The organism is Mesobacillus sp. LC4 (assembly GCF_053543455.1).
The window spans coordinates 48746-60832 of the sequence record NZ_JBGCUB010000009.1 but is presented as its reverse complement, the minus strand read 5'-3'; the positions used below and the strand labels follow the sequence as shown (position 1 = coordinate 60832).

Here is a 12087-nt window from a genome sequence, read left to right as displayed (position 1 = left end):
CATTGGAGGAATAAAACATGAACAGAACATTTGAAGGTAATTTAGTCGGAACAGGCCTGAAGGTCGGAATCGTAGTTGGGCGTTTCAATGAATTCATCACAAGTAAACTTCTGGGCGGGGCACAGGACGCGTTGAAAAGACATGGTGTTGAGGATGGCAATGTTGATGTTGCCTGGGTACCGGGAGCATTCGAGATTCCATTGGTCGCGCAAAAAATGGCGAAAAGCAATAAGTATGACGCGGTCATCACATTGGGTACAGTCATCCGCGGATCCACTCCACATTTCGATTACGTTTCAAACGAAACAGCAAAAGGTGTATCAGCCGCTTCCATGAATTCAGGGGTTCCGGTCATCTTCGGAGTACTTACTACAGATACAATCGAGCAGGCGATCGAACGCGCCGGCACTAAAGCCGGCAACAAAGGCTGGGACGCTGCAATGTCGGCGATTGAAATGGCGAATTTGATGAAGAGTATTGAAATGTAATAACTTTTGAAGCTGCAGGCAAAGTCGCCTGCAGTTTTTTTATCTGAAAAATTACGGCACTTCCGCGAAAATAACACAAAAACTTCCCAATCTTTTAAAATCCTCGCCTCAGTTTGTTAATAATTTGTTCATAATTTCTGGTTAAGATGAAGACAAGTTAGAAGCGAGGAGGAAAAAATCAATGAATGAATTTGAGCAGAGTTCCCGTTATCAAGAGCAGGAGCCCGTTAAAAAATCATATAGATTCAAAAGTATCCTATCTACTGTCATGGCAGGGGTGGTCGGTTCGGCGATTACACTGGCGGCGGTGAATTTTACAGAAGCGGAGCAAGGAAATCAGCTTCAGCCTAAAACGGAGTCAGCCGCGGAAAGCAACACAAACATTGTAACGACTCCGACTTCCACAAAGAGTTCTGGGTCGATAGCGGACATTATTGAAACTTCTTCAAAATCGATTGTTGGCATCACCAATATCCAATCCCAGAACAATCCTTTTTCCCAAAGTCAGGGCAGCGTAGAAAGCGGATCTGGGTCTGGGGTCATTTTTAAGAAGGAAGGAAATAGCGCCTTCATTGTAACCAACAACCATGTCATTGAGGGAGCATCAAAGGTGGAAGTCAGCTTATACAATGGCGAAAAGGTGGCAGCAGAGGTTGTCGGTGCCGACGCATTGACTGATTTAGCGGTTGTTAAAATTGATGCAGCAAAAGCAGGGAAGATCATCGAGTTTGGCGATTCATCTGTCTTGAGGGCTGGTGACCAAGTGCTTGCGATTGGAAACCCGCTTGGCCTTGATTTATCGAGAACGGTGACACAGGGAATTGTCAGTGCGGTAGACCGCTCCATTTCAGTACCGACTTCTGCCGGAGAATGGGAAATGAACGTCATCCAGACGGATGCGGCAATCAATCCTGGAAATAGTGGCGGAGCATTGATCAATACGGATGGAAAAGTGATTGGCATCAATAGCCTGAAAATCTCGCAAAATGGCGTCGAAGGTCTCGGCTTTGCGATTCCAAGTAATGAAGCCTTGCCAATCGTCAACCAGTTGATCGAAAAAGGGAAAGTGGAACGTCCATACCTAGGTGTAAGTCTTGCGGATCTAGCTCAAATTCCTGATATGTATCTAGAAAACCTTCCTGACAGTGTGGATTCCGGTACGATGGTCACTTATGTAGACCAAAATTCTGCGGCAGCTAAAGCTGGCCTTCAGGAGCAGGATATCATCGTGGGCATTAATGATGAAAAAGTGGAACAGGCAAGTGATCTGAGAAGATATATGTATACAGAGCTTCAAGCTGGAGACAGTGCTGACCTGAAAATATACCGTGACGGCAAGCAGCAAACCTTGAAGGTAGATTTGTCTGCTTCAAGCAATGAATAATGGAGGGAAATGATGATTGCTTTTATGAAAAATAATAAACTCTTAATGATATTTTCGGTGATTTTTTTAGGGCTTCTGCTGGTATTTGCGACAGCTTTTACGAAAACAGAAACGGCAGCAAGCATCAATGGTGAAAAGATCACAAAGGATGAACTGAACACAAAATTAACAGAGATGTATGGCGCAGATATTCTTGATTCACTGATCACGAATAAAGTGATTGAAATGGAAGCGACGAAGGAAAAGGTGAAGGTAACCGGAAATGAGATAGATGAAGAGCTTACGAAACTGCAGGAATCTTACGGCGGTGAAGAAGCCTTTGCTGCTGCACTTGAGCAAAACCAGGTGTCGATGGACAAAATCAGGGAGGACATCGAAATTTATCTGCTCGCGGAAAAAATGATCGGTTCTTCGATTGACGTGACCGAAGAGGAAATGAAGACGTACTTCGAGGAAAATAAAGAGTCTTTTGACCAAAAAGAACAGGTGAAGGCGAGCCATATTTTAGTGGAAGATGAGGCGACCGCCAAGAAGGTCAAGGAAGAGCTTGATAACGGAAAGGACTTTGCTGAATTGGCAAAAGAATACTCGACGGACTCAAGCAATGCCGCTAATGGCGGGGACCTCGGCTACTTTGGTAAGGGAGAAATGGCAGAGGAATTTGAAAAGACAGCATTCGCGTTAGAAGCCGGAGCGATCAGTGAACCGGTGAAAACAGAATTTGGCTACCATATCATCAAGCTCGTCGATAAAAAAGCTGAGAAGGCTGCAGAATTTGAGGAGCATAAGGAAGAAATCAAAGAATTGCTATTTGACCAGAAAGTCCAGGCAGAATATACAAACTGGATGGAGGAGAAAAAAGCAGAATATGAAATAAAGAGTTACCTATAGTTAATTCACGCCCCTGCAAGGTTTGCAGGGGTTTTTGCGTCAAGTATTCCTGCGAGTGACATGGTTAGAAGATCATAGGTCAGCTGATGAGAAGCTTAATTATAAAAATTCTTAAACAATTTAGTTGCAGGCCAAGTTTCCTTTGCGATAAAATGTTGACCAAAGGAAACTTTTTGATATACACGCATATATTATTTTTACAAATGGAATACTGCACCCAAAAAGTTGACCAAAGGAAACATTTTAGAGCAAGTCCATCAATTGAGGCTTATACCTAAAAATGAAACTTTTTCAAGCTATTGCATAAACTAAGAATTATTCTTTTCATTCCTAAAACAACTACGGGTCAGGTCAAATATTCATATTCAAAGGAGAATAAAAATGACAGAGGAGATTTTATTTGCTTTCGGTTTGACTTTATTCGCAGGTCTTGCCACAGGAATCGGCAGTATTCTTGCCTTCTTCACATCCCGGACCAATACAAAGTTTCTTTCAATCGCGCTAGGATTTTCAGCTGGTGTGATGATCTATGTGTCAATGATCGAAATCTTCGTCAAAGCGAAGGATTCCCTCGTTTCTGCGATGGGGCTGCAGTTAGGGAACTGGGCAACTGTTGGTGGATTCTTCGCTGGAATCGTGTTGATTGCGTTAATTGATAAGTTCATACCAAAGCAGGGAAATCCACATGAACTGAAAAAAGTCGAGGATATGAATACACCCTCGAATGCTTCTCATGATGCGGCCCTCTTGAAAATGGGCACATTCACGGCGCTGGCAATTGGGATTCACAATTTCCCGGAAGGAATCGCTACCTTCACCTCTGCTATCCAGGACCCTGCATTGGGTGTGGCCATAGCCATTGCGATCGCCATTCACAATATTCCTGAAGGAATCGCTGTTTCTGTACCAGTTTATTTCGCGACTGGCGATCGAAAGAAAGCTTTTAAACTATCATTTCTGTCAGGCCTTTCGGAACCGATTGGCGCACTTGCAGCATACCTATTCTTAATGCCATTCCTGAACGATATCATGTTTGGCGTCATTTTCGCAGCCGTCGCCGGAATCATGGTATTCATCTCACTCGATGAATTATTGCCGGCCGCAAAAAAATATGACGAATCCCATCTTGCTATTTATGGTTTAGTTGCCGGTATGGCTGTCATGGCGATTAGTTTGCTTCTATTTATCTAAAAACAAGTGCTTAATATACTATTATTTTCCAACGCGGAAGAGTGGCCTGTAATAAAACGGTCACTCTTTTTAGTGCTTTCGATATTGGGAAAATTCAAAAATAGTCAAAAATACATGTGACTTTTATGTAAACGTGCAATTTTACCTGATTCAAAAGGCTTAAAAATGAACAGATTAGCTTATTGTCATTATCAGAAAATTTTAAATATAATAGAGTCTGTAAAACCGGCAACACCATAAAAATGCAGAGGAGTGGTTGGATGAAAAAAAGGAAAGCGTTAGGAGCAGCACTACTAAGCATGACAATGGGCTTATCGATGTTCACGGCTGGGGCATTTGGCCAGGCACCAGAGGCACAGGATACATACCGGGTTTTGGTTCAGGGTCCTGCAGCTGAAAAGGCTAAGGCAAAAGATCAGTTCGGCAAGAGATGGGATTTCGGGGCGAAAGGTTTTACAACAGAAGTCAATGCGAAGCAATACCAGGCACTATTGAAAAATAAGAATCTCCAAGTGGAAACAGTATCCCAGGTGCAGGTGAATGCGAAGCCGGGTGCAGGTGCCCAGGCAGCGCCAACCGATCAAACGCCATGGGGAATGGAAGCAATCTATAATGATAGCAATCTTCAAGCAACTTCTGGCGGAGCTGGCGTCAAGGTAGCTGTCCTCGATACCGGCGTCAATGTGAACCATGCTGATTTAGCAGGAAGCGATGAACAGTGTAAGGATTTCACACAAAGGAAATCACCTCTAGTCAATAATTCATGTTCGGATAAAAATGGCCATGGAACTCATGTTGCAGGAACAGTCCTTGCTCATGGCGGAACAGGGTTGGGCATTTACGGAGTGGCTCCGGATGCAGACCTTTGGGCATATAAAGTACTGAATGACAGAGGATCAGGTTATTCGGATGATATCGCCGGAGCAATCAGGCATGCTGCAGACGAAGCAGTACGTACAGGTTCAAAAGTGGTCATTTCCATGTCACTCGGATCCAGCAGCAAGAGCACAATGATTGCTGATGCTGTCAATTATGCATATGGAAAAGGTGTCCTCATTGTTGCCGCGGCAGGTAACAGCGGACCGAATGCCAATACAATTGGTTACCCGGGTGCCCTTCCGAATGCAGTAGCTGTAGCCGCTTTAGAAGATGTGCAGGAAAACGGTACATACCGTGTTGCAGACTTCTCATCTCGCGGAAACCCGCTGACTGACGGTGATTATGCGATTGGTGAGCTCGATGTGGAAGTATCCGCCCCTGGAAGAGCGATCGAATCCACCTGGTATGATGGTTCTTATAACACCATCAGCGGTACATCAATGGCAACTCCGCACGTATCAGGGCTTGCCGCGAAAATCTGGGCTGCAAATCCAAACATGAGTCACACACAACTTCGTGCAGAACTCCAAAACCGCGCGAAAGCGAACGATATCCTTGGCGGATCAGGTGCAGCATCAGGCGATGACTATGCATCAGGCTTCGGATTCCCACGCGTGAAGTAAATATAGTTTGAGAAGCCGCTTGATCGTTTAGATTGAAGTGCACCCATTATTAGACACTATCTAATAGTTGGAAGTGCAGTTCAATAGACGATTGAACGGTTTTTCATTATATTCTGGGTGGCGACAACTGGAAAAAAACGCTCAGAATTTCCAGTTCGCCAATAAAATTCGATTTTCGCCAATAAGTAAGTGGAAATCGCCAATAAAATTTGATTTTCGCCAATAAAAATAGAAAATCGCCAATAAAGTTGTGAACTTCGCCAGTAAAATGATTCGATAATAAAACTTTGCTAAGAAAAACAGTCTTGATCATGCCGTATTTAAAGCATCGTCACGAAATTATAGCGAAACCATAGTTTTTTTACCGGGAAATTTGCTATTTTTATATCCAACTCCATTTTTTATAGTGCGTTTATTTTTTATATAGCGACTTTTTAATTAATATAGCGAGTTTTAATTTTATATAGCGACTTTTTAATTAATATAGCGAGTTTTAATTTTATATAGCGACTTTTCATTTAATATAGCGAATTGGAAATTCACCGCGGTTTTTTCCAGCAACAAAAAAGAAACCGAGCCAATGGACTCGGTTTAGAACTTCCGTTTTGAATAAAAATTCTCCGTAAAATATGGTTCATGCTTCGGGCCGAATGCTACACCGACGCCTAGCAGTTTGAAGTCTGCTTTCAGGATATTTTCGCGATGGCCGAGTGAGTTCATCAAACCTTCATGCGCAAAAATGCTGCTGAATTGACCATAAGCGAGATTTTCCCCGGCAACGGAGAACGCAATATCGTCTTCAGCCATCCTGTCAAAAGGCGACTGACCTTCAGGATTGGTGTGGCTAAAATAGGAGTTTTCAGCCATATCGGCACTGTGTTTGCGGGCAGTTACCCTCACCTGATCATCCCAGGTAAGGATGCCTAACCCATGAACTACCCTCGATGCATTAGTCAAATCAAATAGCTGATATTCAAATCCTTCTTTCAAAGCCTCACTAGCTTCGGTATAAAAACCTGCCTTGCTCTGCTCCAATTTTACGCTGACAATCTGGATTGCCGTAACAGTATTATTTCTGTGTTTATCATAAAAAACTGTCACATAGCTGTCGTCTAAATTATATACGTCATAGTCCTGGTCTTTCTGGAACTGGTAATAGACAAGCCCTTTTCTGATCTCGCCAAGTGGTTCGCCAAGTGTCTGACGGACAGTTTCTTTTGGTACCCCATATTTAATACCGTTTTTGGCGGCAATCAAATCCTGGTTTGAATACATCGCATTCACTGAACCATCTTTACCATAGGAAATCATGATAAAGTTCTGGAAATTCTCATGATAGGCATGCCACTCTGTTCCGTATTCATTCACGGACACACGTTTCGCGGCGCCAAGCTGTTTTTCCACTTCACCCTTCTGAGCGCCAATGGCAACATTATGGATTGTGAATGTCTTTTCAGAAGGTGTTTCCAGTTCAGGTTTTGCTACCTCTGGCAAAAGGTTTTCATTCTGTGTCAATTCTTCTTTTTTCTCATTGACCTGCCATAGGAGCTGATTGATGCCGTTATTGAACTTCTCCAGCGCAGACGCAAGTTCTGGATTCTCTTTTACATTCACTATTTCGTTTTTTATATTTTGAAAGTCTTTATTTTCTGTAAGGTATGGCCATGAAAAATAAGCCAAAGCTCCAATAATCAAAAGTGAAAATAGTTGTCTCAAAGCTGGTGGTCACCATCCTTTTATTCCATATCCCCAATATACCCATTAAAAGATAATAAAAAGCATAGCGTCGACGGGAAATGTAAAACCTAATTAGCAAACTGCATGATGCGAGTAATTGTGAATTATTTCACAAAAAGTTCATAACTCTGCTGATCATATCTTGAGATCAGATTGTATTATTACTATATCGATAGTGTTTACATTGCCACAGGAGGTTTTACTCATGAAAAAACTGTTACAAATCATCATCGGGTTAGGATTCATTCTAACACCTTTTTATACAAATGCTCACGTAAAATGGTTCACTGAGGTGGCACCAAAGAAAGAAACCATTGAAAATATTTTGTCCCCATTATTCATGGGACTGGCCTTACTGGCAGCAGTCGTTCTTGCTTCTTTGACTTTGGTCATTCCTAAAATGGCCCAATGGCCTTTAATCAAAAAGTGGGATGATTTCCTTTCAGGTTTCAGGAAATATTCAAGATATTTATTAAAATACGGGACAGCGGCGGCATTGATCATCCAGGTCACCAATGGCACTCTGTTCGCACCTGAATTCCATATTGAAAGCACGTTAATGACGGTTTTAGCATGGGTGGCAATCGGCCTGCTACTAGTGCCTCATCATTTCGCAACAAAGTTCGGAGCATCACTCTTACTCATTTTATTCATCATGGTCACTGTTAATCATGGCGTCTTCTATATGCTGGATTACGGATTTTATGTAGCGATCATTGGGGTGCTGCTTGTTGGCAAAACAAAGCTGGAAAAAGTAGGTTTCCCGTTTTTGTATTTAGGCACAGGGCTCTCCCTTTGCTGGGTCGCTGTTGAAAAATGGGTGTACCCAACAATGTCGCTTGATATCGTCGCGAACCACCAAGTGCCTACTTTCGGATTCGAACCAGCAGCCTTCATTGTAATGGCCGCTTTTGTAGAATTTGTTGTCGGCTATTTGCTTGTTGTGGGAATCCTGAACAGGGTGCTCGGTTTTGTAGTCACCACCATCTTTATCCTGACGACCATGCTATTCGGCTTCACCGAAGTCATCGGCCATTTCATGATTCATATCGTGCTAATCATTTTCATCATCGAAGGCGTATCCTTCTACAATCCGCCAATCAAATTGCATAAGACAAAGGTGGATCAATTCGTATTCATCTTCTTGAACTTCATCTTTGTGTTATCAGCATTTGTGTTGATCTATTATCGATTTGCTTAAAATCTGTAAACAGCCTCAGAACATGGGGCTGTTTTTCTTAGATATAACCATGGGATTTTTTACTTTGAGAAATGTCCAGCTGCAGCGCCTAGTCCCTCGAGTCGCATGTCTAGCTGCGGCTCCTAACTCCTCGAGACGTTTCGGTCCTGCCATTGAAGTCAAAGAGCGACTTCACTGTCAGGCCCTCCAACGCTTGTCGGAGTTGGGCAGTCGCCTCCGCTTTTCGAATTGTCCAGTGTTGCCTCCTAGAAACTCCGAAACTTCAACTCCGCCGGCAGAAGCAAAAAGCGCTTCTTTGTCGGAGTCTCCAGTTTCTGCGTTTCTGGACAGTCGGCTATACTTTTCGTGTTCGGTCCGCCCAATGAAGTCAAAGAACGACTTCACTGGTCGGTCCTCCAGCGCTTGTCGGGCCTGCCCAAGGCGCTTCCGCTTTTCATAGAATTATCAGACCATTTGTTGACGCTTGCTTCTGTTCTTGTTACGATTTCTCTAGTTGCAAATGGGATGGGAGAGATGATGATGAAGTCTTATTCGTTTGAACCTGGTGCGGAATTTGCTGCACAGCTTGATAGCGGTGATGTACTCTCGTGTTTTCGGGAGGAGTTTTACCTGAAGCCGGAGTCTATTTATCTTGATGGGAACTCGCTTGGTCTTCTTTCAAAGCGGGCTGAGCAAACTTTACTAGAATCATTGGCTGACTGGCGTGAGCTCGGGATTGATGGCTGGATGGACGGCAATCATCCTTGGTTCTATTTATCTGAAAAACTAGGAGAATTGACTGCTCCGCTCGTTGGTGCTTCACCAGAAGAAGTAATTGTAAGCGGATCCACAACGGTCAATCTGCATCAGCTAGTAGCTACTTTTTACAAGCCGGAGGGAAAGAGGACAAAAATCCTCGCAGATGAATTGAACTTCCCTTCTGATATTTACGCTTTGCAGAGCCAGCTGAGGATTCATGGCTATGACCCTGACTCGCATCTGATCAGGGTAAAAAGCAGGGATGGAAGATACTTGGATGAGGATGATATCATCGAGGCGATGACAGATGAAGTGGCGCTTGTCGTACTGCCGACCGTGTTGTACCGCAGCGGGCAAATCCTTGATATGGAGCGGTTGACAAGAGCGGCCCACGAACGTGGGATCCTGATCGGGTTCGATGGCTGCCATTCAATAGGCGCAATTCCGCATTCTTTCTCTGACTGGGGAGTGGACTTTGCTTACTGGTGCAATTACAAGCATCTGAATGGCGGACCGGGAGCGGTCGCAGGACTTTATGTCAATTCGAAGCATTTCGGTTCCAAGCCGGGTCTTGCCGGCTGGTTCGGTTCGCGAAAAGACAAACAGTTTGATATGGAGCATATCCTGACACCTGCTGAGAATGCAGGCGCCTACCAGATTGGGACGCCACATGTACTGAGCCTGGCACCATTGCTCGGGTCACTGGAAATGTTCGCCGAGGCTGGCATCCAGAATATCCGCGAAAAATCATTGAGAATCAATCAATATCTAATGGATTTGATTCAGCATGATCTTGGCGATGCCGGCTTTAAAATTGGCAGTCCAACAGAGGATTTCAGGCGCGGGGGCCATGTGAGCCTGGAGCATAAAGAAGCAGCGAGAATCTGCAAGGCTTTGAAGGAAAAAGGAATCATTCCCGATTTCCGAGCTCCAAACATTGTCCGCTTAGCACCTGTGGCACTTTACACTTCCTACACAGATGTGTGGAATGCGGTACAGGTTTTGAAAGAAATCATGGTCAATAAATCATATGAGAAGTTCAGCAATGAACGCGGAGTTGTAGCATAAGGGGGAGCATGGCAATGAGAGAAGAACAGAAAACGGAACACGAAATCCATACCGATTTTTCAAAAGAACTGTCTTATGGAAGCTATCTGCAATTGGATAAAATCCTGTCCAGTCAGCAGCGGCTCTCTGACCATCACGATGAAATGCTGTTCATCATCATTCATCAGGCAAGCGAGCTGTGGATGAAACTGATTTTACATGAAGTGAATGCGGCAATTGACTGCATCCGTAAAAATGATCTGGAACCGTCTTTCAAGATGCTGTCGAGGGTGTCGAGGATTCAGGAGCAGCTGATTCAGTCATGGAGCGTGCTGTCGACGCTTACTCCCGCAGAGTATATGGAGTTCCGTGACAAGCTCGGCCATTCCTCCGGATTCCAGTCTTATCAAAATCGCCTGATTGAATTCGCCTTAGGGCAAAAACAGGCACATGTGCTATCCGTGTACAAGCACGATGCTGAGCTTTTTAAAACGATGGATGGGGCATTGCATGAACGCTCGATTTATGATGCTGCCATTCAAGCACTGTCGATGCGCGGGCTTCCGGTTGATGATGCCGCGCTTAACCGTGACTGGTCGGAGCCGTACGAACCAAATGCCAGCGTCGAGGAAGCGTGGCTGGCTGTCTATCGCAATGTCGACAAGTATTGGGACCTTTATGAACTTGCGGAAAAACTTGTTGATATCGGCAGCAAGCAGCAGCTCTGGCGCTTCAACCATATGAGCACCGTTGAACGAATCATCGGGCATAAGATGGGCACAGGCGGTTCTGCAGGAGTATCCTATTTGAAAAAGGTCGTCGATCACCGATTCTTCCCTGAACTATGGAGTTTGAGGACCAAGCTATAATATGAGAGAAGGGGAATTCTGTGAGCTCGGAGCTTAAGGTGAAGTTGTAGCCAGAAAAGTGGGGAATCCTGTAAACTTGGAGCTTGAGGCAAATTTGTAACCAGAAAAGTAGTGGGAATTCTGTGAGCTCGAGAGCTTAAGACGAAGTTGTAACCTGAGAAGCAGGAAATTCTTGGAGCTATGGTGTGAGAGAACGGATCTATAACAAGAAAGAAGGAAACTGTATGGGAAACTGGATGGATATTTCACAGGTTTTAAATGATAAAATTCCTGTATGGCCTGGCGACACGCCGTTTGAATATAAAGTGAGCTGGGGCATGGAAGAGAGCGGTTCGGTGAATGTTGGGCAGGTGACAATGAGCACTCATACGGGAACACATATTGATGCCCCTTTTCATTTCGAGAGCGATGGCCAAAAGGTCATTGACCTTGACTTCAATCTTTACATAGGTCCTTCGCTGGTCATTCATGTCCCAGAGCCAGCGAGTATTGGAGTTAAGGAGCTGGAAGGCATTGAGTTGCAGGGAGTCAAGCGCCTGCTGATCCGTACCGACTCATGGACGGATAAAACAGCTTTTCCAGAACACATTCCGCACATCGAACCGGCATTGGCAGCTTATCTAGCCGAAAAGGGAGTTCAGCTGCTCGGATTGGATTTGCCATCGGTCGATCCTCTGGACAGCAAGGAACTGCCCGCGCATCATGAATTGAACAGCCGTGGCATTCATATTCTTGAAGGACTGGTACTGAATAAAATCGAGCCGGGAGAATACGAGCTTGCCGCCCTGCCGCTGCCGCTGGAACAGGCTGACGGAAGTCCTGTCAGAGCCGTGATCCGGAAAATTATATAAAAGTACACGAAAGAGGTTTCCTTAGGGCAGCCTCTTTTTTTATTGGAAAGTATAAATATTTCCACTTAGATTAGTGTCTAGCTCCAGCGCCTAGCCAGTTTTCATCCATGAAATAGCTTCCTCTAACGCTTGTCGGGGCTGACCAAGGCGCTTGCGCTTTTCTTTTTTTTGTCGAAAATTTTGCCATG

Annotated in this window: 11 protein-coding genes; 9 read left to right on the top strand and 2 right to left on the bottom strand. The window is 44.4% G+C overall.

The window, feature by feature from the left end; all coding sequences use genetic code 11:
* Positions 1-17: 17 nt before the first annotated feature.
* The 5 genes from ribH to AB5I83_RS20830 all read left to right on the top strand — a co-directional run bounded on the left by ribH (position 18) and on the right by AB5I83_RS20830 (position 5456).
* Positions 18-488, top strand: a complete 471-nt coding sequence (gene ribH, locus AB5I83_RS20850) for a 6,7-dimethyl-8-ribityllumazine synthase (RefSeq protein ID WP_448978234.1) — start codon at positions 18-20, stop codon at positions 486-488.
* Between the two features lie 181 nt (positions 489-669).
* Complete coding sequence (locus AB5I83_RS20845; RefSeq protein ID WP_448978232.1) at positions 670-1872, top strand: S1C family serine protease; 1203 nt, start codon at positions 670-672, stop codon at positions 1870-1872.
* 9 nt (positions 1873-1881) lie between these two features.
* Entirely contained in the window at positions 1882-2763 is an 882-nt protein-coding gene (locus tag AB5I83_RS20840; protein WP_448978231.1) for a peptidylprolyl isomerase, read from the top strand.
* Between the two features lie 381 nt (positions 2764-3144).
* Positions 3145-3954: a zinc transporter ZupT gene (gene zupT / locus AB5I83_RS20835; RefSeq protein ID WP_448978229.1), complete on the top strand. Its 810-nt coding sequence runs from the start codon at positions 3145-3147 to the stop codon at positions 3952-3954.
* A 260-nt stretch (positions 3955-4214) separates the two neighbouring features.
* Entirely contained in the window at positions 4215-5456 is a 1242-nt protein-coding gene (locus AB5I83_RS20830; RefSeq protein ID WP_448978227.1) for a S8 family peptidase, read from the top strand.
* 591 nt (positions 5457-6047) lie between these two features.
* Here AB5I83_RS20830 and AB5I83_RS20825 read toward each other — a convergent pair.
* Positions 6048-7172, bottom strand: a complete 1125-nt coding sequence (locus AB5I83_RS20825) for a CAP domain-containing protein (RefSeq protein ID WP_448978226.1) — start codon at positions 7170-7172, stop codon at positions 6048-6050.
* Between the two features lie 226 nt (positions 7173-7398).
* On the opposite strand from AB5I83_RS20825, the gene AB5I83_RS20820 reads away from it, so the two are divergent.
* The gene (locus AB5I83_RS20820; protein WP_448978224.1) at positions 7399-8394 is read left to right on the top strand and encodes a hypothetical protein; all 996 of its coding nucleotides are present in this window, start codon (positions 7399-7401) and stop codon (positions 8392-8394) included.
* A gap of 177 nt (positions 8395-8571) precedes the next feature.
* Here AB5I83_RS20820 and AB5I83_RS20815 read toward each other — a convergent pair whose 3' ends face one another.
* On the bottom strand, positions 8572-8778 hold the full coding sequence (locus AB5I83_RS20815; protein ID WP_448978222.1) for a hypothetical protein: 207 nt from the start codon (positions 8776-8778) through the stop codon (positions 8572-8574).
* A gap of 135 nt (positions 8779-8913) precedes the next feature.
* Between AB5I83_RS20815 and kynU the strand changes: the two genes are divergently transcribed.
* The 3 genes from kynU (at position 8914) to kynB (ending at position 11899) form a co-directional block, all read left to right on the top strand.
* Positions 8914-10200, top strand: coding sequence for a kynureninase (kynU, locus tag AB5I83_RS20810; RefSeq protein ID WP_448978309.1), 1287 nt, complete (start codon positions 8914-8916; stop codon positions 10198-10200).
* 14 nt (positions 10201-10214) lie between these two features.
* Positions 10215-11048, top strand: coding sequence for a tryptophan 2,3-dioxygenase (gene kynA / locus AB5I83_RS20805; RefSeq protein ID WP_448978220.1), 834 nt, complete (start codon positions 10215-10217; stop codon positions 11046-11048).
* Positions 11049-11272: 224 nt separating this feature from the next.
* A complete protein-coding gene (gene kynB / locus AB5I83_RS20800) occupies positions 11273-11899 on the top strand; it encodes an arylformamidase (protein WP_448978218.1) in 627 nt (208 codons plus the stop codon).
* Positions 11900-12087: the final 188 nt, after the last annotated feature.

What these genes read in the sequence shown, in the direction of transcription:
- AB5I83_RS20820 (WP_448978224.1), top strand. Translation starts at nt 7,399, where the DNA reads ATGAAAAAACTGTTACAAATCATCATCGGGTTAGGATTCATTCTAACA.
- AB5I83_RS20840 (WP_448978231.1), top strand. Translation starts at nt 1,882, where the DNA reads ATGATGATTGCTTTTATGAAAAATAATAAACTCTTAATGATATTTTCG.
- kynA (WP_448978220.1), top strand. Translation starts at nt 10,215, where the DNA reads ATGAGAGAAGAACAGAAAACGGAACACGAAATCCATACCGATTTTTCA.
- AB5I83_RS20845 (WP_448978232.1), top strand. Translation starts at nt 670, where the DNA reads ATGAATGAATTTGAGCAGAGTTCCCGTTATCAAGAGCAGGAGCCCGTT.
- ribH (WP_448978234.1), top strand. Translation starts at nt 18, where the DNA reads ATGAACAGAACATTTGAAGGTAATTTAGTCGGAACAGGCCTGAAGGTC.
- zupT (WP_448978229.1), top strand. Translation starts at nt 3,145, where the DNA reads ATGACAGAGGAGATTTTATTTGCTTTCGGTTTGACTTTATTCGCAGGT.
- kynB (WP_448978218.1), top strand. Translation starts at nt 11,273, where the DNA reads ATGGGAAACTGGATGGATATTTCACAGGTTTTAAATGATAAAATTCCT.
- AB5I83_RS20830 (WP_448978227.1), top strand. Translation starts at nt 4,215, where the DNA reads ATGAAAAAAAGGAAAGCGTTAGGAGCAGCACTACTAAGCATGACAATG.
- kynU (WP_448978309.1), top strand. Translation starts at nt 8,914, where the DNA reads ATGAAGTCTTATTCGTTTGAACCTGGTGCGGAATTTGCTGCACAGCTT.